This is a genomic window from Pseudovibrio sp. WM33 (assembly GCF_001623165.1).
GTDB lineage: Bacteria > Pseudomonadota > Alphaproteobacteria > Rhizobiales > Stappiaceae > Pseudovibrio.
The window spans coordinates 1-24,026 of sequence record NZ_LMCK01000142.1; the positions used below are offsets into that span (position 1 = coordinate 1).

General features: G+C 51.1%; 20 protein-coding genes. 12 read left to right on the forward strand and 8 right to left on the reverse strand.

What is annotated here, in order from left to right; translation table 11 throughout:
• Window positions 1-134 precede the first annotated feature (134 nt).
• Together kdsA and eno are read left to right on the forward strand one after the other, a co-directional pair.
• Window positions 135-983 carry a 3-deoxy-8-phosphooctulonate synthase gene (kdsA, locus tag PsWM33_RS24775; protein WP_063302005.1) on the forward strand — a complete coding sequence of 283 codons (849 nt, stop codon included), beginning with the start codon at window positions 135-137 and terminating at the stop codon, window positions 981-983.
• 190 nt (window positions 984-1,173) lie between these two features.
• On the forward strand, window positions 1,174-2,448 hold the full coding sequence (gene eno, locus PsWM33_RS24780; protein WP_063302006.1) for a phosphopyruvate hydratase: 1,275 nt from the start codon (window positions 1,174-1,176) through the stop codon (window positions 2,446-2,448).
• Window positions 2,449-2,929: 481 nt separating this feature from the next.
• On the opposite strand, the gene PsWM33_RS24790 is transcribed toward eno, so the two are convergent.
• From PsWM33_RS24790 to PsWM33_RS24805, 4 genes are all read right to left on the reverse strand, one after another.
• Entirely contained in the window at window positions 2,930-3,586 is a 657-nt protein-coding gene (locus PsWM33_RS24790) for a DsbA family oxidoreductase (RefSeq protein WP_063296927.1), read from the reverse strand.
• Window positions 3,587-3,691: 105 nt separating this feature from the next.
• The gene (locus tag PsWM33_RS24795) at window positions 3,692-4,933 is read right to left on the reverse strand and encodes a response regulator transcription factor (RefSeq protein ID WP_063302008.1); all 1,242 of its coding nucleotides are present in this window, start codon (window positions 4,931-4,933) and stop codon (window positions 3,692-3,694) included.
• Between the two features lie 8 nt (window positions 4,934-4,941).
• Entirely contained in the window at window positions 4,942-6,615 is a 1,674-nt protein-coding gene (locus PsWM33_RS24800; protein ID WP_063302009.1) for a class I adenylate-forming enzyme family protein, read from the reverse strand.
• Window positions 6,616-6,731: 116 nt separating this feature from the next.
• A complete protein-coding gene (locus PsWM33_RS24805; RefSeq protein WP_063302010.1) occupies window positions 6,732-8,594 on the reverse strand; it encodes an extracellular solute-binding protein in 1,863 nt (620 codons plus the stop codon).
• A gap of 300 nt (window positions 8,595-8,894) precedes the next feature.
• On the opposite strand from PsWM33_RS24805, the gene PsWM33_RS24810 reads away from it, so the two are divergent.
• Window positions 8,895-9,509, forward strand: a complete 615-nt coding sequence (locus tag PsWM33_RS24810) for an invasion associated locus B family protein (protein WP_057466286.1) — start codon at window positions 8,895-8,897, stop codon at window positions 9,507-9,509.
• Between the two features lie 114 nt (window positions 9,510-9,623).
• Here the strand turns inward: PsWM33_RS24810 and hspQ are convergent, their stop codons facing one another.
• The 3 genes from hspQ to PsWM33_RS24825 all read right to left on the reverse strand — a co-directional run bounded on the left by hspQ (window position 9,624) and on the right by PsWM33_RS24825 (window position 12,293).
• Window positions 9,624-9,956 carry a heat shock protein HspQ gene (gene hspQ, locus PsWM33_RS24815; RefSeq protein WP_057466287.1) on the reverse strand — a complete coding sequence of 111 codons (333 nt, stop codon included), beginning with the start codon at window positions 9,954-9,956 and terminating at the stop codon, window positions 9,624-9,626.
• A 212-nt stretch (window positions 9,957-10,168) separates the two neighbouring features.
• Complete coding sequence (locus PsWM33_RS24820) at window positions 10,169-11,206, reverse strand: HpcH/HpaI aldolase/citrate lyase family protein (protein ID WP_063296923.1); 1,038 nt, start codon at window positions 11,204-11,206, stop codon at window positions 10,169-10,171.
• A 193-nt stretch (window positions 11,207-11,399) separates the two neighbouring features.
• Window positions 11,400-12,293 (reverse strand): lysophospholipid acyltransferase family protein, encoded by an 894-nt coding sequence (locus PsWM33_RS24825; protein WP_063302011.1) that lies wholly within the window; start codon window positions 12,291-12,293, stop codon window positions 11,400-11,402.
• 201 nt (window positions 12,294-12,494) lie between these two features.
• On the opposite strand from PsWM33_RS24825, the gene PsWM33_RS24830 reads away from it, so the two are divergent.
• A complete protein-coding gene (locus PsWM33_RS24830; protein WP_063296921.1) occupies window positions 12,495-13,445 on the forward strand; it encodes an AEC family transporter in 951 nt (316 codons plus the stop codon).
• Here the strand turns inward: PsWM33_RS24830 and PsWM33_RS24835 are convergent.
• Complete coding sequence (locus PsWM33_RS24835) at window positions 13,442-14,704, reverse strand: UbiH/UbiF family hydroxylase (RefSeq protein WP_063296920.1); 1,263 nt, start codon at window positions 14,702-14,704, stop codon at window positions 13,442-13,444. The two genes, PsWM33_RS24830 and PsWM33_RS24835, sit on opposite strands and share 4 nt — an antisense overlap.
• Window positions 14,705-14,974: 270 nt before the next feature.
• On the opposite strand from PsWM33_RS24835, the gene PsWM33_RS24840 reads away from it, so the two are divergent.
• The 8 genes from PsWM33_RS24840 to xdhC all read left to right on the forward strand — a co-directional run bounded on the left by PsWM33_RS24840 (window position 14,975) and on the right by xdhC (window position 23,987).
• Window positions 14,975-15,880: a DUF2182 domain-containing protein gene (locus PsWM33_RS24840; protein ID WP_063296919.1), complete on the forward strand. Its 906-nt coding sequence runs from the start codon at window positions 14,975-14,977 to the stop codon at window positions 15,878-15,880.
• A gap of 38 nt (window positions 15,881-15,918) precedes the next feature.
• Window positions 15,919-16,614 carry a CDP-alcohol phosphatidyltransferase family protein gene (locus tag PsWM33_RS24845; protein WP_063296918.1) on the forward strand — a complete coding sequence of 232 codons (696 nt, stop codon included), beginning with the start codon at window positions 15,919-15,921 and terminating at the stop codon, window positions 16,612-16,614.
• A 159-nt stretch (window positions 16,615-16,773) separates the two neighbouring features.
• Window positions 16,774-17,751, forward strand: a complete 978-nt coding sequence (locus PsWM33_RS24850) for a quinone oxidoreductase family protein (protein ID WP_063302012.1) — start codon at window positions 16,774-16,776, stop codon at window positions 17,749-17,751.
• A gap of 26 nt (window positions 17,752-17,777) precedes the next feature.
• Complete coding sequence (locus PsWM33_RS24855) at window positions 17,778-18,707, forward strand: LysR family transcriptional regulator (RefSeq protein WP_063302013.1); 930 nt, start codon at window positions 17,778-17,780, stop codon at window positions 18,705-18,707.
• Window positions 18,708-18,823: 116 nt separating this feature from the next.
• Complete coding sequence (gene uraH / locus PsWM33_RS24860) at window positions 18,824-19,177, forward strand: hydroxyisourate hydrolase (RefSeq protein WP_063296915.1); 354 nt, start codon at window positions 18,824-18,826, stop codon at window positions 19,175-19,177.
• 4 nt (window positions 19,178-19,181) lie between these two features.
• Window positions 19,182-20,669 (forward strand): xanthine dehydrogenase small subunit, encoded by a 1,488-nt coding sequence (gene xdhA / locus PsWM33_RS24865; RefSeq protein ID WP_063302014.1) that lies wholly within the window; start codon window positions 19,182-19,184, stop codon window positions 20,667-20,669.
• The gene (xdhB, locus tag PsWM33_RS24870; protein ID WP_063302015.1) at window positions 20,659-23,004 is read left to right on the forward strand and encodes a xanthine dehydrogenase molybdopterin binding subunit; all 2,346 of its coding nucleotides are present in this window, start codon (window positions 20,659-20,661) and stop codon (window positions 23,002-23,004) included. The genes xdhA and xdhB overlap by 11 nt, the downstream gene beginning before the upstream one ends.
• The gene (gene xdhC / locus PsWM33_RS24875; RefSeq protein ID WP_063302016.1) at window positions 23,004-23,987 is read left to right on the forward strand and encodes a xanthine dehydrogenase accessory protein XdhC; all 984 of its coding nucleotides are present in this window, start codon (window positions 23,004-23,006) and stop codon (window positions 23,985-23,987) included. The genes xdhB and xdhC overlap by 1 nt, the downstream gene beginning before the upstream one ends.
• Window positions 23,988-24,026 lie beyond the last annotated feature (39 nt).

A 24,026-nucleotide genomic window follows, 5' to 3' on the forward strand; every position in this document is an offset into this window, starting at 1 on the left:
ACTAACTTTCAAACCGGACTACTCAAGTGGGGCTGATCAGTGGAACGCATCGCATCGTTCCTCCTCTTGTAATTTGGAGCCAAAGCGCCTAATCAACTTTTGGATTATATTCACGCCTTTAAGGAGATCTCTTCGTGTCTCAACCAAATTCAGAAGTTTCAGTTGGAAACGCTGTCTTTTCAAATGATAAGCCGTTTTCTCTTATTGCTGGACCATGCCAGATGGAGAGCCGCGCACACGCTATGGAAATGGCTCAGGCTGTCAAAGAAATTGCAGAAGAGCTGAACATAGGTTTGGTTTTCAAAGCGAGCTACGACAAGGCGAACCGGACCAGCCTCTCTGCCAGTCGCGGTATGGGCATGGCCAAAGGTCTGGAGGTTTTTGCGGAAATCAAAGAAACCTACGGCTTGCCAGTGATTACGGATGTGCATGAGCCAAACCATTGTGCGCCAGTTAGTGAAGTTTGCGATATTTTGCAGATTCCAGCTTATCTGTGCCGCCAAACTGACCTTCTTGTTGCTGCTGCGAAAACCGGTAGAGCGCTGAATGTGAAGAAGGGACAGTTTCTCGCGCCCTGGGACATGAAAAACGTCATGACCAAAGTGGTTGAGAGTGGCAACTCCAATGTAATGCTGTGCGAGCGTGGCGCAACATTTGGCTACAACACACTTGTTTCAGACATGCGCGCTCTGCCGATTATGGCGGACATGGGTGCTCCGGTGGTGTTTGATGCAACTCACTCTGTACAGCAGCCTGGCGGCCTTGGTGGTACATCTGGTGGGCAGCGCGAGTTTGTTGCAACACTGGCACGTGCTGCTGTTGCCGTTGGTATTGCAGGCCTGTTTGTGGAGACACATGACGATCCTGACAACACCACGTCATCTGATGGTCCGAATATGATTCCTCTAAACCGACTCAAAGACTTGCTGCTGTGGCTGCAGGATTTTGACCGGATCGCGAAAAACGGAAGTTTTACGCTTTAGATATTTCACGGCACCTAAGGAAAGTGACAAAATACTGCGTTTTTACGTAGAGGTGCGACAAAATACATTCGTTTATTCCCAAGGATTTACAGAAGGGTACGGTCTCTTCTCTTCCTTGGGGGCAGTACCTCGGGTAAAAGCTCTTAGAGCCAAAATTCCACACTCTACAAGTACATTGGAGTACTCTTAGATGACTGCTATCATCGACATTATTGGTCGCGAAATCCTTGACAGCCGCGGCAACCCAACTGTTGAAGTTGATGTGCTTTTGGAAGACGGCTCCTTCGGTCGGGCTGCAGTTCCGTCCGGCGCCTCCACTGGCGCATTTGAAGCTGTTGAACGCCGCGATGGCGGTGAGCGTTACCTTGGCAAGGGTGTCGAGGACGCTGTAGAAGCTGTAAACGGTGAGATCTTTGATGCTGTGGGCGGTATGGACGCTGAAGACCAGATCAAAGTTGACCGTGCTATGATCGAACTTGACGGTACCGAAAACAAAGGCCGTCTTGGTGCAAACGCTATTTTGGGCGTTTCTCTTGCTGTTGCGAAAGCTGCTGCTGAAGCGGCTGCGATGCCACTTTACCGCTATGTGGGCGGTTTTGGTGCACGCACGCTGCCAGTTCCGATGATGAACATCATCAACGGTGGTGAGCATGCTGACAATCCAATCGATTTCCAGGAATTCATGATCATGCCAGTGGGCGCAAGCTCTCTGCGTGAGTCTGTTCGTATGGGTTGTGAAATCTTCCATACGCTCAAAAAAGGTCTTTCCGCTGCTGGCCACAACACCAATGTGGGGGATGAAGGCGGTTTTGCTCCTGGTATCGGTTCTACTGATGATGCGATCGGTTTCGTTCTGAATGCTATTGAGAAAGCTGGTTACACCCCTGGTGACGACGTGATGCTTGCATTTGATGCAGCTTCCACCGAGTTCTACAAGGATGGCAAGTATAACCTGAAGGGCGAAGGCAAAATCCTTGGTTCTGATGAAATGGTTCGCTACCTTGAAGATCTGGTGAGCAAGTACCCAGTATTCTCCATCGAAGACGGTATGGCTGAAGAAGATTGGGATGGCTGGAAGTCTTTGACCCAAGCGATCGGCAATAAGTGTCAGCTGGTAGGTGACGATCTGTTCGTGACCAACTCCGAGCGTCTTGCTCGCGGCATCAAAAACGACACTGCAAACTCCATCCTCGTGAAAGTGAACCAGATCGGCTCTCTGACTGAGACCATGGAAGCTGTCGATATGGCGCACCGTGCAAGCTACACTTCTGTCATGTCTCACCGTTCAGGTGAAACCGAAGACAACACCATTGCTGACCTGGCAGTTGCATTCAACTGTGGCCAGATCAAAACAGGTTCTTTGTCCCGTTCTGACCGTATGGCTAAGTACAACCAGCTTATCCGTATCGAAGAAGAACTGGGCCTCCAGGGCGTGTTTGCTGGTCGTTCTATCCTGCGCGGATAAGACCTTCAGCATTTGCTTGAAATTAAGAAAGCCGGTCCATTTGGGCCGGCTTTTTTGCTTTCTACATCCTGATGAAAATGCCGTATAAAAAGGTTCCGACTTTGAATATGAACCACCCTGCAAACAGATAACCCCACATATACGGGACGGCTAGGAACCCCCATGCCGCCATCAGACCGAGATCATACAAAGAGTGCCCAATATCAATCCCATAAATGATGCAGGGGCTTATACCCTTCGATGAAAATGAACAGTCAGTGCTCGAACTAATCACGAAGAGCGCTGCAATACTTACAAGCCAAATGGCAATGGGTGTTAGTAGCAGTGCGATGAAAGTCCTGAGGCTCATGCATGCAAGGTTATACCTGCAAGCAAAACAGAGCCACTATTGAAATCCAGCAGTTGAATATGTGGCTTTGTTGTTGCGCTTGGAATTTAACTTCAGAAGATCGTTGAGTACATAAAGACGCGGCTACTTCTTTTATTCGCCAGTTTTTGTTTCCACGGCGTGGCGGATTGCTGCTGCAAGTGTTTCAGGATTTTCTGCTCCTGCCACTGCAAAGCGGCCATCGATGATGAAGAAGGGAACGCCCGTAACACCAATTTCATGAGCGCGGACCACATCTGCTTCAACTTCTTTTACGTCCTGATCTGTATTCAATAGATCAGAAACCAGTTTGCTGTTGAGACCTGCGCGTTCGGCGGCGCTGGTCAGGACTTGCTTATCGGTCAGGTCAGCACCTTCTGTGAAGTAAAGCTTGAACAGCTCTTCGACCATCGCGTCCTGCATGCCTTCAGAGCGGGCCCAGCGGATCAACCGGTGGCTGTCGATTGTGTTGGGGGATTTCGTGATTGCCTCAAACTTGAAGTCAATTTCTTCTGCTGCACCGGCATTGCTTACCTGAGCGTAGATCTCTTTTGCCCGTTCAGCTCCACCAAACTTGTCTTCCAGATACTTTTTGCGATCTTTGCCTTCTTTGGGAAGGGTCGCATCAAGTTGGTAGGGGTGCCATTGAACTTTTACGGTGCTGTCCGGCAGCATCATTAAGGCTTTCTCCAGTCGGCGTTTGCCGATGAAGCACCATGGGCACATGACATCGGAGATAACATCAATGACAATCGGGGCAGTAGTAGACATCAGTATTCTCAGTTATAGGTTTGTCTCGTTAGCTCTGCAATCTATCAGGAAAATTGGATAGTTTCCCAGGAAAACTCTCACAGTTTCGTGAGGAGGTGGAAGAGCTTATCCGTTGCCCAAGCCTGTAGTGCGTACCATGACGAGCACGCGGTTTGAGAGCTGCTCCATGCCTTTTTTGCTGCGTAGAACGGCAACGGGTCCGCGACCTTCAATGTTAGCAACGAAGTCTTCATCACGGCAAACGGCCATGGCTATGGAAAGAACAGTTCCGCTCCAGTACATTTGATGCTGTGCGAATGCCTGAGGGTTGCTGCCAGTGAAACGTTCTATGAGTTCAAGAAGATTGAGTTCGTAGATGGATTCACCACGTCGTTTCGTGGACTCTTCCAGAAGTTTCAGGTAGTTGAGGTATTTTTGTTCGGATAGAAAGTCATCATTATCCTGACGTGCAAGCCATTGGCTGGAAACAGTCAGGATTGCATCGGTCAAACGTTGGCGTCTGCCTGCGCGCAAGGCGCTGATGATATGACCCGTGAGCGCTTTGTCTGAGACGTCACCGAGCAGGACATCAGTTGCACCTGCTGAATAGAGAAGGTGTGCGGATTCTTCGTCAACGCTATGCGCAAGTATGGGCAAGTTGAAATAACGCGGATCAGCTCGCAGCCGCTCAATCTCTTCGCAAGCTTGCCATGTGGGCATGTCGATCAAGACAGCTTCAAATCGGCGCGCTGTCAGATAATCTTCTGTCATATCGGAGGAGAAGCCACCAACAATTTCGACAGGCATATCCAATAGGGCCTGTGTACGTCCAAAGTGCTTTCCATAGCCAGCGACCAGCAGACCTGCGGACTTTAGCGGGCCGAACTCGATCTTATACTCCGGCAATGGGCCAAACAGGCCACGGCGCAGGCGTGCTTCTTCTGCTCTATTGGCCAGGCGTCTCAAACCAGCAATGCGTGGCAACAGTACATCTGGTGGTATCGCATCACTCACGGTCGCGCTTGGCTTTAAATCCAGCGGGACGGGCGCACTGCCAGTTGTAATAATCAGAAGCGGAACTTCAACTCCCGGGCCTTTTCGAAATTCCCTAATGGTTTGAGTGAGTTTGTCAAGCTCAGGAGGGTTATCTTCTTGCCATGGTAATAGAATGCAGATGGGGAGGACGCTTGTGCCTTGAAGCTCTTCCATAAGCTGTGCGCTTGTTCGCACTGCGACTAGTCGATCAGACAGAACGGTCAAAGGCTCCAACATATCAAAGACATGATTGTGCACCGGTGCGATCAGCAGGATTTTGCCCCAACTGGAATCTTGCGTTTCAGTCTCTAATGGTTGGCTATGATCGGCCATTCATCCTCTCAGGCAACCGCTTCCACCGGTTTTGGCTGGGAGCGTCTGGTCAATTTCTGTCGGTCTACAGTGCCATCTTCTGTCATTGGTAATGCGCGGAGTGACAGAATTCTATGTGGCATCATTGTTAGGCTGACGCGTGATGCGTCGAGGTAGGCGTAAAAGGCTTCCACATCAACGAGAAGACCTTCTGACGGTACCACCGCGACCATAAGGCGTGCACCCATTAATTCATCTTCTACCAGAAAAGCAGCCGCTTCTTTTACCCCCGAGAATTCACTGTATATTTCGTCGAGACGTTCCAGCTCCAGCAAACCGGGCGCTTTTTGACCGGGCGTTCCAAAGCCATGAATTGCTCCAGTAACGTCATGTACGCCAACAGGGATTTGAGTAATCAACCCATGTTCATTTTGCTCGTTGCTGAAGAATGTCAGATGAGATTCGTTGGTCGGCCAATCTGCATCTGGGACCATCGCACCCTTGAGTTTGAGGTGGTATCCGGGCGCTGTTGTCGAAATTCCCTGTGAATATTCCTCATTTATTTCAACGGGATCAATATTAATAAGGCACGGGCCGTGGGTGGATGTGCTTGGGGCAAACTGGTTGCCCGGAATGAGCGGGACAGGCTCCTCAGAGGTTCCTCGCAAATGTGCCACCAGTGCATATTCATCCAACACATGGAGGTCTGTTACGATGCCTTTGGCTTTGTATTTGGTAGGCGTTGGAGAGGTGATTGCCCATGTGGCAACGGTGTTTGTTTTCCAGCCTTCCAAGGCCCCATCAATGTGAGAAGCAAGCGGTCCAGGGGTTAAAATATAATTTGCCTCAATGGAGCGTGCGTGATCCGTTAATGTGGATAAAGCATGTGGATGGTGGAGGTGCAGCGTTCCTTCGCTCAGTAGCCACGGGACCAAACCGGCGCCAATTCCGGTAATTCCGCACAAAATATACGGCAGCAAAATCCGTGCACCCGGCTCCAGTCTTGTCTCAAGAAACGGCATGAGGCCTGTGGAGACCCAGTGGTTATGGCTGCGTGGGATTGGGCTGATTTCAGATCCAGAGTGAACCCAGGTGAGTGTGGCGACGTGATTGGCAGGTGCGCCGTCCCGTTCTACCACCGGCTCCGGGAAGGAATCCCCACTCTCAGCCAGCATAGGTGCCATATCGATGAGGCCGTCGGGAATGTCGCTGCCAAGGCCAAAAACGAAACGCAGAGAGAAAAAGTCAGCGGCAGCGTCGCGCGCTTCTTCGCCGAGCATGCGGGTTTCAACGCGATCTGCTGTGATCAGTGCTTTGGCATCTACTGTGCTGAGTGCGCGTAAAATCTCAGAGTGGCGCCAGTGCAGCGGGAAGGGGGAAACAATCAGGCCAGCTCGCAGTGCTCCTAGAATGCAAAGAACATTATCGACTGTATTGGGAGATTGCAGGCCCAAAATGTGGTCGGGTTCCATCCCTACAGCTGCGAAGAAGCCAGCAATTCTGCTGATTTCCTGCTCTGCTTCGGCATAGGTCAGGTGGCGTGGCTTGCCGCCTGTCCATGTTTCTCTGTCGGGTGCATCGACCAATGCCAAGCGGTTTGGATGTTTTTGCGCAGCACGCCGGAACAGCATATCAAGAGTGATATTGCCCCAAACTCCAGTTGTGCTGTGGTTTGCAATGGCATCGGTATTTGACAGTATCATTTAAGGTAAGTCCGCTAAGCGACTGAGAAATTAGAGATTCGACAAGTTGGTTAATAGACACTTTTGTTGAGTAGGCTGCCTTCATCAAGAACGCAGCCTAATTTTTATGTGTTTATCTACTCTTTAGGTGCATCCCACCAGTTGTCGAACTGCATGCCGTAAAGCGGTGATTTGGCTGGATGCTCAACGGTTGTCCATCGTGCAACCCACTCAGCAGGGGCGTGATAGAGTGGAATTGCGTAAAAGCCCGAGATCAGAACACGGTCAAATGCGCGGACTGCGGCTACAAACTCCTCACGGGTACGGGCCGCGACCATGGCATCGATCAATGCATCGATTACAGGTTCTTTTGCGCCAACGATGTTTCTGGAGCTTTTGGTGTCTGCTGCCTGCGATGACCAGCGTGCATATTGCTCACCGCCGGGAGAAAGGGAAGCAAACCAAGTGTTGAAGAGGGCATCAAACCCAAAAGATGCGCGGCGTTCTTCGAACTGGGCGGCGTCGACGGTTCTTACTGAGATTTCGATGCCCAGAAGTTTGGCTGTGCGCTGCAATGCAAGCGCGACTTTCTCTTCGTCCTGAACGCGTACAAGAATTTCAAAGCTGAGCTGCTCGCCGGATTTTGTGTTGATCAGTTTGCCTTGATCAAGTTTGTACCCTGCCTGTTTGAAAAGGCTCAGTGCGTCGCGTAATACCTTGCGGTCACGCCCGGACCCATCAGCCTCGGAAGGGCGCCATGTTCCTGCCAGAACCTCGTCTGTGACCACATTCGGGTATGGTTCAAGAAGTTTCTTTTCCAACTCGTTCGCCGGGCGCCCAATGGAGGACAGTTCAGAGTTGTCCCAATATCCGTCTGTACGTTTGTACAGTCCGTTGAAGAGGGTTCTGTTGATCCATTGGAAGTCCAACAGCATGCCAAGAGCTTGGCGGACGCGTTTGTCAGAGAACTGGGGGTGACGGGTGTTGAACGCGATGCCGGTCATGCTCGGTGGCGTGCCACGTTCAAATACGTCTTTGACAACCTTGCCTTCGTCAAACGCAGGAAAGTCACCCGCATTCTCCCAAAGGCTTGGATTGCCATAAATGAGCGCTTCTGTGTCACCTTTGCGGAACGCTTCCTGCAAGGCGTTATAATCTCTGAAGTAATCAACGGTCACTTCTTTGAAGTTATCGAAGCCGATTTTCTGTGGCAGATCTTTTGCCCAATAATCGTCCCTGTGTGTGTAGGTGGTACGTCTACCGGGGTCGATTTCAGAGAAAATGTAAGGGCCGGTTCCGATTGGCGGTGTCAGCGTGGTGTTGCCGAACGTTTCGGGATCAGTTGTGCGGCTGTTGAAAATAGGGGCCAGAGCAATGAGCAGTGGAAGCTCGCGGTCGCTGCCATCTTTAAAATGCAGTTTTACAGAATGTGCCCCCGTTTTTTCGAACTTGACGACTTTGCCATACCAACGCGCATAAGGCGGGCGGCCATGATCACGGATGGTTTCAAGAGAAAAGATAATATCTTCAACGGTTAACGGGTCACCGTTGGAAAATTTTGCTGCAGGGCTCAGACGAAATTCGATCCAGTTCCGCTCGTCCGGCATGCGCACAGCTTCAGCAAGGTGTGCATACAATGTGAATGCTTCGTCATTGGTGCGAAGAAGGAGGCTCTCCAGGATAAAAGAGCCCATCTGACGCTCTTTCATGCCGCGTGCGGATGTCCATGCTCCTTTGAGAGCAAAGGAATTGAGACTATCAAATGTACCTTGAACGCCGAGAGAAAGACGACCGCCTTTAGGAGCTTCCGGGTTTGCATAGGGCAGGTGAGTGTAATCTGCTGGCAGCGCAGGTTTCCCATGCATTGCAATGCCATGGCTCCAAGGAACGGTATCCTGAGCCAGTGCAGTTGAACAAGCTAATGTTGCCATACCGGAAATGACAACAAGCCCTTTCGTAAAATTGTTTATTCCATTCACATAGGATCGGAATTTAGTCATTAGAATTTCTCCTAGGGCGTCCGCAGAATATAGCAATAATACGATTCTGAGGAAATTTCAGCCTACGAGGCTTTGGAAAAGGACAGTAACCACCCCAATCTATAGGTGGAAAAATGGTTCCGAGGCGTTTAAAGAGTACATAAGTAGCATTTAACAGAAGCGTTGCCTTTTTTTCAGCTCTGTTCTGAGTATGCTTGGCGCCGAACAAGCAGTCAAAACACTGTTGAACTTAAAAAATGGTTGCTGCGTAATTGCCGGAGGCATCGTTTTGCACCGGATCAAACTTTGAGGAAATTTGGGATGGCCGTTAATTTTAAGGGCGTTCTGACTGGTGGGATTATTGCAGCAATGGCCGCTGTTGGCTTTGCAGGCACCAGTGTTGCACAGAATGCACAGGCAGACGATGCTTGGGTGAAAGTTTGTAACACTGATCCTAAATCCAAGAAAGAATTTTGCCTTATCACACAAGAACTGCGCACGGACACAGGCCAGTTCCTAGCTCAAGCTGTTGTGCGTGAAGTGACCGGCGAAAGCCGCAAGCTGCTGCATCTTGCTGTTCCTCCAGGAATGCTGATTCAGCCTGGTCTTCGTGTACAGGTTGATGGTGGCAAACAGTCTGAAGCTAAATATACAATTTGTTTTCCAAACGCTTGTATTGCCGAGATGGTTATTGATGACACCTTCATCGGTGGCCTGAAAAAAGGTGGCAAGCTGATCATTACTACGTTGAACCAGCAGGGTAAGGCTCGTCCATTCGATCTTACTTTGAAAGGGTTCACCCGTATTTATGATGGTGAAGCTATTAAGCCTGAAGAACTCCAGGCAAAGCAGGAGCGCCTGCAGTCTGAACTTCAGAAGCGTGCTGAAGCCGCTCGTCAGAAGCTGATTGAGCAGCAGCGTCAAGCAAACCAGTAATTTGGTTTTTGCTTTAAGAATTAAAAAACCCGAAGGAGTTTTCCTTCGGGTTTTTTATTGATCTGATGACTTTGAAAAGATGGGATTTCCATGAAGAGAATTCAGGAACCGTCTTTAATGAATTTCCACATCCTTGACGATGTAGTCTCCATCGGTGGTCTCATCAAAAAACTCATCGACCTGCGGGTGTCTCACAGGTTCGCCACTGTCGTCTTTTTCCAGATTCTGCTCCGAGACATAAGCAATGTATTCACTCTCAGCGTTTTCAGCGAGAAGGTGATAAAAAGGCTGGTCCTTGCTTGGGCGTGCTTCTTCGGGAATTGACTCCCACCACTCTTCTGTATTGTCGAATGTGGGATCAACGTCGAAGACTATGCCACGGAACGGGTACAGGCGGTGACGTACGACCTGTCCAATTCTGAATTTCGCGGTTCTAATTGTCTCCATAATCCACCAAGCTTTCGAAGATACTGTATCTTGTCAGGGCGCCTTAAAGGTCATGCCATGCGCTTATTGTCAAGCTATATAGCGCAGCAAAGAGGCGAGAGGCAGCACAAACCGATCAAAATGTGACGTTTGGGGATGAATAGCTCCTCACATTTCATTGATATGCACATTCGCGTGGTTGAAGAGTGGCGCCGACCACTCTCCAGGATTGATTATTGGAAAGTTTCTGCCAAATCCGGGTCTTTGGAGATGACCAGATCAGCTAGGTCACAGATCACCTTTGCCTGTTTCCACGTCGCGTCATCCTGCATTTTTCCATCCAGCATCACCGCGCCGGTGCCATCTGGCATTGCCTCCAGAATTCTGCGAGCAAATTTCACTTCATCTGGCTCTGGTGAGAAGACTGATTTTGCAATGCCAATCTGGCTTGGGTGCAATGTCCAGGTTCCAAGACAGCCCATGAGGAATGAGTTGCGGAACTGAGCCTCACATGCGGCAGGATCGCTGAAGTCTCCAAACGGGCCATAGAATGGCTTGATGCCTGCGGCCAAACATGCATCTACCATTTTGGCGACGGTGTAGTGCCATAGATCCTGCTGGTAGCGTGTGCGTGGTGCGTCGCCGTCGGAATCAGCTAGCACCTGATAGTCAGGATGACCACCACCAACGCGAGTTGTCTTCATGCCGCGGGAGGCTGCAAGATCTGCTGGACCGAGGCTCATGCCGTGCATACGCGGACTGGCTGTAGCAATGGCTTCTACGTTGTTGACGCCTTCAGCCGTTTCTAGAATGGCGTGGATCTGGATTGGCTTTTTCACGCCTGCCTTGGCTTCCAGTTGAGCGAGTAATTGATCCAAATAGTGAATGTCCCAGGGGCCGTTCACTTTTGGCAGCATGATCACATCAAGCTTGTTGCCGCAGCGGGTGACGATTTCAGTGATGTCGTCCAGTACCCACGGGCTTTCCAGTGAATTGATGCGCGTCCAGAGCTTTGTAGAGCCAAAGTCATTGTCATTGGCCATCTGGATGAAGCCCTCACGGGCATTGAGTTTTTCATCGGCTGGAATCGCGTCTTCCAAGTTACCGAGAATTACATCCACCTGCGAAATCATCTGCGGGATCTTCGCACGCATCTTTTCGATATGCGGGGGCACGAAGTGGATCATGCGTTCCAGCGCGACAGGTGGCTCAGCAAACGGTGTTGGAGCACCAATGGCCAGAGGTTTATAAAAGGAACGATAAGTTTTCATCTGGCTAGCTCCCTCCCGAGCCGAAATGGAAATTCAGAGGGGAGTATACAGAATATTGTGCGGTGCAAAATCAGCTCTTTGGGCTAAGTCCTGAAGCCCTTAGTCTTTAGTTAGAATTGATTATACAGCTTCAGTTTTTGCTTATGTGTGTCACCAGTTTTCGTTTTGCGACGGTACACATTGAGTGAACTGGTTAAATCCACTTCTTCATGATCCACATCCACTGGGATGGTTCTTCGCGGATCCATTCTTCAAACTGGTCATGTACTGCCTGAGTTGTGGTGATTGCATCCTGTACACGGTCTTTGGTGCGTGCGACCGGAATTTCCTTGGCAATGATGTCGAAGCGGGAGCCTTTTTTACGGCGCGCAACCACAGCAATAAGGCGCTTGTTCATAGTACGCGCAAGTGCAGCTGGAATGTGTGTTGCTGCTGAAGGTTGTTTGAAAAACTCAATTTTGACGCCGCGGTGGTCGCGTACGTCTGCGACGAAGGCAACCGAGCCCTTTTTACGCAGGATTGAAATGATCTTTGTGCCGGTGTCGTGGCCTTTGCAAAACAAGCCAAGTTTATAGAGAAAGTTTCTTTTCCCGACCAAATATTCTTCAGAATAGGGGTTCTTCAGTTTTTGATAGACCCCTGCGAGCGGGAGGCCAAGTTCCTCTGCTTTGTCGGAGACAACTTCCCAGTTACCGGAGTGCATGGTTACAAGTACGGCGCCTTCACCAACCGAGTCTTCAAAGACCTCTGGGTTTACATAGGTGACGCGGCTCGGATCCTTGTGGATTTTGGAGAGCAAAACGGTTTCAGCAGAGACCCGGCCAAGGTTTTCCCACATATCCCGGACAATTTTATCCGCCTCATTGAGCGTCATTTCCGGATAGGCGGCCATGATGTGCGCTTTCGCTCGGGCATGCCTATGGGTCATCGGGGCGATCAAGCGCCACATGTTTCCCATAAAAGCGGAGGACCAATCCAGCGGCATAGAGCGCAGAATTCCGCCGATAGATCTTAGAGCCAGCCATTCAGCACGAAAGCTGAGCTTCTTGCGACGTGTCAGTGGGCGACGGGATTTTTTAGCTTTCATATTGGCCTTTGGGCGGATGGAGCTTTCCAGTTCCGTTTACTCGCATACTATAGTGTCGTAGTTGCCGGTATGCCAACCTCTGTAGAATGGCTATATACGCTCAACTCGGACATGGTGATTAGCCAATCAGCATTTCAAAAGCAACTCATTCTCCAGTTGGATGCGGAGAACACTAAAAAATTGCATGGGGAAATGGTTTAGATGCTCAATGTTGTTAATTTGGCAATGCCATTTTTCCTGCTCATCTTCCTGGGGTTTGTTTCTGGTCGCAGTGCGAAACTCTCACGAGAGGGTTTGGCATGGATGAACTTTTTCGTGATTTATCTGGCGCTGCCTGCGCTGTTCTTTCAGCTGCTTTCCGAAACGCCACTGGAAGAACTTGCGACGTTTGATTTTGTCGCTGCGACTACATTTTCCACCTTTGCCATGTTTGTGCTGGCTTATGCTTTTGCACGCTTCATATTGCGCGGTAGCATTGGTGAAGCGACTGTGCAGGCACTGGTCGGTTCTTATTCCAATATTGGTTATATGGGACCGGGTGTTACTCTTGCTGTTCTTGGGGCAGGGGCGGCGGTGCCGACGGCTTTGATCCTGTGTTTTGATACAATCTTGCTGTTCATTCTCGTTCCCATGATGATGTCGATTGGTGGCGCGCGAAACATCAAGTTTGGGCCTCTGGCCTTTGAGATTTTCAAGAAGATCATCACACACCCATTCATTCTTGCGGTGTTTGCGGGCATTTTAGCTGCTGCGATTGAGTTCAAGCCACCTGTTGCGCTCGACCAGACCATCTCGTTTTTGCGACAAGCTGCGGCGCCTTGTGCGTTGTTTGCTATGGGTGTGACGATTGCCTTGCAGCCTAGCCGGAGAACGGCGAAGGAGCTGCCGGTCCTGTTGCTTATCAAGCTGGTGGTGCATCCAATCCTTGTATTTGTGCTGCTGGAGTGGATTGGGGGCTTTGACAGTCTGTGGGTCTCAACAGCTGTTCTCATGGCAGCGTTGCCACCTGCGGCGAATGTTTATGTGCTAGCTCAGCACTACTCGAGCTATGTTGAGCGCGCGTCTACAGCCGTGCTCTATGGAACGTTGGCATCTGTTATTACTTTGCCAACGCTCATTTATCTCATTCAATCTGGAATACTGGTGCCTTAATCGTTCTGCGCGCGCATCAGTGTTGGTAGGCTCCAGGATGGAGCGATGCCTTCACGCATCAGCAGACGGCGTACAAGTGGGATTCTGGAGGCGGTGTAGAGCCCCAGAGAACGCAACATCTGAACAGGTAAGGCATCCGTCAGCAACGATCTGTTGAGCAGGTCTACAGCCGTTGTGCGGCTGATGACGTCTACCTTGCGGCTGCGATCATATTTTTGCAGCAACTCAGCCGATCCCATATCTGCTTTGGTGTGTTTGGCGTTTGCTAGCAGTTCAGTTGCAACGGCTACATCGCGAAGAGACAGGTTGAGACCCTGGGCGCCGATTGGCGGGAAGGCGTGGGCTGCCTCTCCCATAAGCAGCGAGCGATTGCCACACATGTGAACGGCTGTCAGGCCGGAGAGTGGGTAGACCTGCCTTGGGCTTGCCAGTTTAAGCGAGCCCAGAACGAACTTGCTGAGTTTTTCCAGCTCAGCTTCGAGTGCTTCGTCCTTGTAGTTGTTTAGCTCTTCTGCGCGTTCTGGCGTTTCCACATAAACAAGGGAAGACGTCTTGCCCGGAAGTGGGACCATGGTGAATGGACCGGTATTGCGATGGAACTCGGTTGAAATGTTGTAGTGCGGCAGGTCGTGTTTGAGATTGAGAACGAGTGCCGCTTGCGGGTACTTCCAGTTCTTAGTCTCAATGCCAGCGGAGCGGCGCACCACAGAATTCCGTCCATCTGCGCCGATGACAACATGACAGCTGATGTCTGGCGTATTGCTCAGTTCAATGGTGGCTTTATGATCATTGCTGCTGACGTTTTTGATCGTGTCTTCGACAAGCTCAATGAGCTCGTTGTTGTTCACAAGATCAAACAATACCCGGTTCAGATCCTTGTTGAGGATGTTGTAGCCGAAGGCAGGCAGGTCCAGTTCTGAGGCAGAGAATGTGGTTTCCGGTGCACGTAAAAGACGATCGGTGCCGTCGATCAGACGCATCTTTTCCAGCGGCGTAAACGCTGAACGCAAGTCTTTCCAAATGCCAATGTTATCCAGAAACTGGCGGGAGGCGTCCATCAGCGCGGTGGTGCGGGCGTCGTTGAGGTTGACTGGCGGGCCGACAAGCGCAGTTTCCAGTCCATTGCTGGCGAGCGCAAGGGCGGCGATCATGCCAGCCGGGCCTGTGCCGATTACAGCGCAATCGTAGCTCTTTTCCTGCGACGGCGTGAGGTCGTTGCTTTTGCCTTTGGTGCTGTCTGTTGCAAGATTGGCTGCCATTTTTTCGTTCCGCATTTTGTTTGCGTTCTATTACCCAAGTATCTAGGGGATAAAACCTATCGGTTTCAAGGTGTCGCACGCGGATAGTCCCCTAATGAAAGCGGAGAGGTCTCGTTGCGCCAGCTTCATCATGTCGCAGGCTCCAGTTTAGATTTGAACTAAATCAATGTCGCATTGGGACTATTACTGGTCTATTAGAGATGCTGCATAAGTTGCGCCGGTTCCGGAACCGCAGAGTTTCGGCTGTCCTGATTGATTTTGAGGTTGGTTATGTCAGTTACCAGTCCGAAAACGGATTTACAGTTGTCCTATCGGCTCCCGTACATTGTTTTGGGCGGTGCTGTGGTTTTAGGCTGGGTTTATCTGGCGGCCATGGTCATCGACATGATCTCTCGTATGGATATGGGCGAGATGGGGCCGGGCATGGAGCTGTTCAATCAGTTCAATATGTTCCAGGGCCTGCCGGAGCATGTGCGTGTTCAGCTTGCCTCGCTGTGTTTGCCTCTGGCTCAGGAAGCGTTTGGGATGCCAGCGCTGGTGAATATGGGCCTTTACGACTATTTTCTGTTGTTTGTGATGTGGTTCATGATGGTGCTTGCCATGATGTTGCCGACTGCCATGCCCATGCTGCAGACCTACCATGAAGCGCGTGGCGGTAAAGCTATTTACGTGGTGGCTGGCGGCTATCTGGCTGTCTGGATTGCGTTTTCCGTTGTTGCGACCGTTGCCCAAGGTGTGCTGCATGAGCTGGGCGTGATGAGCCCGATGATGTTGCCGGTCTTTTCTACACTGACAATCACAACAGTCATTGCAGCTGCGATCTATCAATTTACGCCTGCCAAGCAGGCCTGTCTTGACCGGTGCCGGACACCCAATGTTGCATTGGCTCTGCATTCTGGTGAGCAAAAGCAAAGTGCCTTCCAGTTTGGAATTGAGCAAGGTTTGTACTGTTTGGGGTGCTGTTGGGCACTCATGGTGCTTATGTTTGCAGTGGGAATCATGAATATTATTTGGATCGCGCTGCTTGGTCTCATAATGACACTTGAAAAAAAGAGCAAAACACCGTTTACAAGCTATGGAATAGGTATCGCACTTCTGCTATGGGGCGGTGCAAACATCTATTTCGCTCGGGCGGACTTACCTCTTATTGAAGCTTTGGGCGATAGATTGTTCTAAGTGGTACCTGCACTTAAAGAATAACAAAGGACCCAAAGTTGACCGGTCAGACCAACTCCCGGCTGTTCCTCATTCACATCCTCACCGCATTGGGGGCCCCCATTGCGTTGCTTGCGCTTGTCGCTGGAGCGAACGGCAATCTGCCTATGATGTTTTTCTGGCTCTGGGTGGCACTTGTTGTCGACGGGCTGGATGGTCCTTTAGCACGTAAATATGACATTCAGAATCGCTTGCCGCGCTGGAGCGGCGTTATTCTGGATTTAGTGATTGATTACGCGACCTACGTTTTCCTGCCTGCTTTCGCGCTATACCAAAGCGGCCTTCTCTCAGAGTTCTGGGGGCTTCTGTCTGGTGCTGTTATTGTGTTTACCGGCGCGATCTACTTCGCTGACGGCAACATGAAGACAGAAAGCGGTGGCTTCCTTGGCTTCCCTGGTGTCTGGAATATGGTGATTGTTGTGCTGGTTGCACTGCAGTCTCCGCCATGGATCATCATCGGCATGGTGGTGCTGTGTTCTGTGCTGACGTTTGCTCCTGTTGAATTCGTCCACCCGGTGCGCACCGTCAAGTGGCGTCCGCTGACCTTGGGCATTCTCATTGTGTGGAGTGCTGCACTTGCGGTTGCCCTTTATCAGGATTTTATTATCGATAACTGGTTGTTTGCGCTGATCACGGCAACGAGCCTTTATCTGTTTTGCGTTGGGGCTGTTCACCAGCTGTTTCGTAAGATGTGATTCTCGATAAATGAGTTTTTAGAAGCCCGGCCAATTGGTCGGGCTTTTTGCTTTGATGCTTGCATTTCTCAGGGTGGAGCATGGTTTTCCCAAAGGTGCTTGCAAGTTAGCGGCATTCTGTCCAAACTCCGCCTCCAGCTTTTGTAAGGGAAAATCCATATGGTCTTTGCTGTTCGCGTTGAAAAAACTGGTGATCCGTCCGTTCTGACACACGTGGATGTAGACCTGCCTGATCCGGGGCATGGAGAAGTTCGGATCAGGCACACTGCGATCGGGCTCAACTTTATTGATACCTATTTTCGCTCTGGTCTTTATCCGGCTCCAAACGGCGTCCCGTTTATTCCTGGCAATGAGGGGGCAGGGATTGTTGTTGCGCTTGGGCAAGGCGTGACCGGGCTCGCTCTTGGAGACCGTGTAGCATATGCAGGACCGCTGGGGGCTTACAGTGAAGAGCGTAATATTCCTGCCAGCGTGCTTGTGAAGATCCCCGAAGGTGTGAGTGATGAGCAAGCGGCGGCTTTAATGTTGAAAGGCATGACCGCACGCTATCTGCTGTGCGAGACCTACAACGTGGGAGCGGATACGACTTTGCTTTACCACGCAGCGGCAGGCGGTGTCGGGCTTATCGTTGGTCAATGGGCGTCGGCCCTTGGTGCAAGGGTGATCGGGACAGTCAGCTCGGAAGAAAAAGCTCGGCTGGCTCAGGCCAACGGTTATGAGTATGTGATCAATTACAAGAGCGAGGATTGGGTAGCGCGGGTGCGTCAGATCACCGATGGGCGCGGCTGTGATGTGGTTTATGACAGTGTGGGCAAGGATACATATCCTGCATCGCTGGATTGCCTTCGTCCACGTGGGCTTTGGTGTTCCTTTGGTCAATCGTCCGGGCCGCTCCCTGAGTTCAACATGGCCATCCTATCTCAGAAAGGCTCGCTGTTTGCGACGCGTCCGACGCTATTCAATTACATTGCGGAGCGCTGGGAGCTGGAAGAGACGGCTGGGGACCTGTTTGCTGCTGTGGCTGACGGGACAATTAATATTCAGATCAACCAGCGTTACAGCTTAAAGGACATTGCGCAGGCGCACTGCGATCTGGAAGGGCGTAAAACCACCGGTGCAACAGTGATTATCCCTTAAATACGTTTGAGGGATTGGGAGGATTGATGGATCGGTCGCGGTATCTTTACGGCCCAGCGCTTCGCTATTTTGCAGCGGCTGCGGAAGAGAACTCCATTCGGGCGGCAGCACGCAAGCTCAATGTGGCGTCTTCTGCGGTGAACCGACAAATTCTCACACTGGAAAAGCAGTTGGGAATGGAGCTGTTTGAGCGAGTTGGCCGCACGATCCGTCTGTCTTCTGCAGGGGAAATTCTGCTGGCCCATATTCGGCGGACGCTATCCGATCTGGAGGCGACCGGTGCTGAGCTGGATGCGCTTAAAGGTCTTCGCCGTGGTGTGGTTTCCATTGCAACGGTTGAAAGTGTGACTGAGGCGCTGTTGCCTGAGGTGATTGCGCAGTTTCACAAGGACTACAGCGGTATTCATGTGGATGTGCAGGTGATGGGGGCTGAGCGGGTTGCGCAGGCCGTTGAGAAAGCGGAAGTGGATGTGGGGTTCACCTTTGAACCACCGGATACAGATGCGCTTAATATCACCTACAAGAAGGCATTGGAGATTGGGGCAATCATGGCTCCGACGCATCCGCTTGCTGACGAAGAACAATTGAGTCTTGCACAGTGCTTTGAGTATCCGGTTGCCATGCCAGCGCGCGGGATCTCTATTCGTGCCCGGCTGGACGTAGCGCTCTCTCACAGTTCTATTGGTGGGCACAGCAGTGTGGAGGCCAATTCTCTGCGCTTTATGAAACATCTGGTGCGCTCAGGTGAAATGGTGGCGTTTCAGACGGTTATTGGGTTGGAGGAGGAGCTGGCGAGCAAGCGGCTGCTTTTCAAGCCGCTTATTGATGAGCAGCTGACACGCGGCCATTTTTGCGTCATTACCTCATCATTACGAGGGCTTGCGCTGGCTCCAGCGATTTTTCTTGAGCAAGCGGAGGCAAGATTGGAGAAGATTTTGCCTAAAGTTGATGCCTAAATGGCATCATGTATGACACTTTTTTGTTCTTTTGTTATCATAAATAGTCGTGCACTCTGTAGTTTCACTTAGATTCTGGCATCTATTGCAGTTGCCATTTGAAAGACGAGGCAACTATGGGGCGATTGACCACCCACGTTTTGGACAGTGCTCAGGGGAAACCAGCGGCAGGGCTGCAGGTTGAGCTGGTTCGCATTGATGGGAACAGCTTTTCCAAAATAGGTGTATTTTCGACCAACAATGACGGGCGTGTGGATGGGCCGTTGCTGGAAGGTGATAGCCTGACTGTGGGCACCTATGAACTGCAGTTCCATGCTGGCGACTATTTGCGGGCTGAGGGTATTTCTCTTCCAGAACCTGCATTTCTTGATGTGGTGCCGATCCGCTTTGGTATTGCGGATGTAAGCAGCCACTATCATGTGCCACTGCTGCTTTCTCCCTTTGGTTACACCACCTACAGGGGGAGCTGAGTTGATGCGCACAGCAATCCGCTTCCTTCGAAAAGGTCAGGTCATCGAGTTGGACAATTTTGAACCAACGGCGACTTTGCTTGATTATCTGCGCCTGAGTGAGCGCTCAACGGGCACCAAAGAAGGATGTGGCGAAGGGGATTGTGGTGCCTGCACCATTGCGCTTGGGCGTTTGCGTGACGGCAAACTCGTATATGAGCCCGTTAACAGCTGCATCTTACTGCTTGGCCAGATTGATGGCTGTGAGCTTGTAACGGTAGAAGATCTGGAAGGACCTGACGGATTACACCCGGTCCAACAGGCACTTGTTGACCTACACGGTTCGCAATGCGGGTTTTGCACGCCCGGTTTCGTGATGAACCTGTTCACACTTTACCACGCAAATACGCCGGGTCTGACACGACAGGATGTGAATACGTGGATTGCTGGGAACTTGTGCAGGTGTACGGGTTACAGACCTATTGTTGATGCTGCTTTGGATGCATGTCGCAATGGTTTGAATGATGCATTTTCTGCCCGAGCGACAGAGACAGAGCACAAACTTGTAGTTCTTCAGGATGCGCAGGATGTTCATGTGGGCGATGGCGAACGCTTCTTCTTTGCTCCCAGCAGCTTTCAGCGTTTGCTGGAGACCTATGGAGAGCATCCAGAGGCTACCCTTGTTTCTGGTTTTACAGATGTTGGGCTTTGGGTCACCAAACACCTGCGTGACCTGCCAAAGATCATTTATCTAGGGAGAGTGAATGGTCTGAGCACTTGTTATGAGGATGAGCAGGGCATCCGGCTTGGAGCGGGGGCGTCTTATGCGGTTGCAGAGCAGTTCCTGAAATCCATTGATCCTGATCTGGATCTGGTGGTCAGCCGGATTGGCTCAAAGCAGGTTCGGGCATCGGGTACCGTTGGTGGAAATATTGCTAATGGATCGCCAATCGGGGATATGCCGCCGATGCTGATTGCGTTGGGGGCCGAGATCGAGTTGCAAAGCAATCGGGGGCGTCGCACGTTGCCGCTGGAGAGTTTCTTCATTGACTATGGCAAGCAGGACATCGCTGAGAACGAAGTGCTGACGTCGATCAATGTGCCGCGTTTGAGTGCTGATGAGCAGTTCCGGGCCTACAAGATCACCAAGCGTTTTGATCAGGATATTTCTGCGGTAATGGCTGCGTTCTGTCTGACAGTCAAAGACGGTGTGGTGAAGAGTGCCCGCATGGCATTTGGCGGTGTTGCAGGCATCCCAAAACGTGCAAGTGAGGCCGAAGCAGCTCTGGTTGGGGCATCCTTGAGCAATCCAGACAGCTGGCAGAATGCGTTGGATATTATTGAGAGCGAATTCGTTCCGTTGACTGATATGCGGGCCTCTAGCACTTATCGGCGTGATATTGTGCGGGGACTTTTAGAAAAAGCCCTGCTGGAAATCTCTGCTGCATCCTCGCAAAAAACGCGTGTCTTTGGGCAACGTGAACTGGTTGAAGGAGGCGCTCATGTCAACTGATCTTCTTGAAAAGACAGCGGAACGCACCTCGGCCTCTCAGGTTGTTGGAAAATCCTACAAACATGACAGTGCAGAAAAACACGTAGCTGGCACTGCGACGTACATTGATGACATGATTGAGCCGTACGGCACGCTTCATGTGGCGCCGGGGTATGCGTCCCATGAAGCGTGTGGCCGTCTGACGACAATCGATCTGAGCGCTGTCAGAGCAGCTCCCGGTGTTGTTGCGGTACTGGAAGCGGCGGATATTCCCGGTGTGAATGATTGCTCTCCTGCGATGGGAGATGATCCGGTCTTTGTATCAGATCGCATCGCATTCCATGGGCAGCTGGTGTTTCTTGTGGTGGCTGAGAGCCGTTTACAGGCGCGCAAGGCTGTTCAACTGGCACGAATTGAAGTTGAGGCTGAAACGCCGCTGGTGAGCGTCGCTGATGCTCTCAAAGCAGAGCAGAAAGTCTTGCCGGACTATGAGTTTCGCCGTGGGACACCGGAAGCCACTATGGAACGGTCTGCGCACACGGTGAAGAGCAGTTTTGCGCTGGGTGGGCAGGAGCACTTCTATCTTGAAGGGCAGATGGCCTTTGCTGTTCCCGGTGAAGATGGTGATATGCTTGTGCACTCCTCCACACAGCATCCAACTGAGGTTCAGCATACGGTTGCTAAAGTGCTGGGTGTTGATGAGGCGGCGGTGACCGTTGAAGTGCGCCGGATGGGGGGTGCATTTGGCGGTAAGGAATCTCAGGCCAACCAATGGGCTGCACTGGCGGCTTTGGCTGCAAACGCTACTGGTCGTCCATGTAAATGCCGGCTGGACCGTGACGACGATATGATCCTGACCGGGAAACGCCACGACTTTCTGGTTGATGTGGAAGCGGGATGTGATGCATCCGGCAAGATTGAAGCGGTTCAAATCAATCTGAATTCGCGCTGCGGACACTCTGCGGATCTGTCGCTTGGTATCAATGATCGTGCGATGTTCCATGCGGATAACAGTTATTTCTATCCAGATGTTCTCATAGCGTCCAAGAGGCTGAAAACAAATACGGTTTCTAATACAGCTTTCCGTGGTTTCGGTGGCCCGCAAGGGATGTTTGCTGCTGAGCGATTGATGGATGCGATTGCGATCAAGATGGGGCAAGACCCACTTGATGTACGTAAGGCAAACTTCTATCGCGAGGGTGAGAATACCACTCCTTATGGGCAGTCGGTTGATGAACACGACGTGCTGGCCGCGCTGGTGAATGAGCTGGAGGAAAGCTCCGAGTATCGCGCGCGCCGTAAAGCCGTAGATTCGTTTAATGCTGAGAACGTGATCCTGAAGAAAGGGATCGCGTTGACGCCGGTGAAGTTCGGTATTTCGTTCACGCTGACCCATCTCAACCAAGCGGGTGCACTGGTGCATCTTTATCGGGATGGTTCTGTGCACCTGAACCATGGCGGTACAGAAATGGGGCAGGGCCTCTATCAGAAGGTTGCGCAGATTGCAGCGACTGAGATGGGGGTTCGCCTTGAGAAGGTAAAGATTACCGCGACCAACACTTCCAAGGTGGCAAACACGTCACCGACAGCTGCCTCGTCCGGTACGGATTTGAACGGTATGGCAGCAGCGATTGCTTGTCGTGAGATTGTTGGACGGCTGAAAACCTTTGTGGCGCAGCATTTCGAGGTGTCTGAGGAAGACATCGAGCTGGTTGATGACCAGATGCTGATTTGCGGGAAGCAGAAGCTTTCCATCAAGGAGCTGGCTCAACTTGCTTACGAGCATCGGATTCATCTTTCTTCTTCAGGATTTTACAAAACGCCCAAGATCATCTGGGATCGTGAGCGGGTAAAGGGACGTCCATTCCTTTATTTCTCCTATGGGGCCTCCTGCTCTGAAGTGGTGATTGATACATTGACCGGAGAGATGAAAGTTGAGCGGGTTGATGTGCTTCATGATGTAGGTAAGTCGCTCAATCCGGCGCTGGATATCGGTCAGATCGAAGGTGGCTTTGTGCAGGGTATGGGTTGGTTGACCACGGAAGAGCTGTGGTTTGATGATGCTGGCCGACTGCGGACACATGCTCCGTCTACCTACAAGATTCCGACTGCCACGGATGTGCCTGAGATTTTTAATGTGGCGCTTTATGAGAGTGACGGGAACCCTGAGCCAACGATCTATCGCTCCAAGGCTGTTGGAGAGCCGCCTTTGATGCTGCCGATCTCAGTGTTCTGCGCGATTAACGATGCGGTTGCGAGCCTGAACAAGGGTGTTTTGCCGACACTGGATGCACCTGCAACGCCTGAAGCGATTTTGAAAGCTGTTAAAGCGATCAAGGTTGGAGAGGAGGGCTGATGCGGGTTTGGGGTGAAGTTTTGTCTGCTCTTGATGCTGCTGGCCAATGCGTGCTGGTGAGCATTTTGGATGTTGCTGGATCATCCCCCCGCGAGGTTGGCGCGCGCATGGTGGTGCGACCGGATATGTCGTTTAAGGGAACCATCGGTGGTGGCCGTCTTGAGTACGATGTTTTGCATGAAGCTGTTTCATTGATGGGAAATGGCGGGGTGGCCTTCCAGACGCGCTCATACGCGCTTGGTCCAGACCTTGGGCAGTGCTGCGGTGGGCGGGTTGAAATCGCATTTGAGCAATTTCACCTCAATTATCGCGGTCGTGCACAAGATTTTTCCACACAAGAAGGGGTGGGAATTTTTTCAACGACTGCAAATACTTGCAGCTCCGGCCCCCTTGAAAGGCACGTATTACCCCCTGCAATGTGCAGTGCAGATTCCGCAGAAATTGTTTTAAATCAAGGCAAACTGACCGAGAGGTTCGGGGAGGATAGGCCTCACCTGTATCTGTTTGGTGCAGGGCATGTTGGCAAGGCTTTGATGCTTGCGATGGCCCCTTTGGGCTTTCAGATCAGTTGGATTGATGAACGGCGTGAAATTTTTCCTAAATATGTACCTTCCAATATCCGCTGCATTCATCTAAATGAGCCTCAAGTCGTCGTAAAGAACCTTGAGCCGGGAAACTATGTCATCGTAATGACCCATGATCACAAGCGTGATCATGCTATAGTAGATGCCGCTGTTCGTAGAACCGATCTGGCATTTATTGGATTGATAGGCAGTGCAACAAAGCGCGCGCGAACACTTAAACGGTTCAAAGACTCCGGAATATCGGAGGCGCAAAGCAAACAGCTTGTTTGTCCGGTCGGAATTACTGAGATTAAAAGCAAAAAACCGTCTGATATTGCAATTTCTATTGCTGCTCAACTTCTAGTGGTAAAGGAAAAGCAAATGAGCAATGCTCAGGGAGGTTTTCGTTTTGCTTCTTAGGTTCAGGGAGAACATCTCGATCTAATTTTGCTTGGGGGA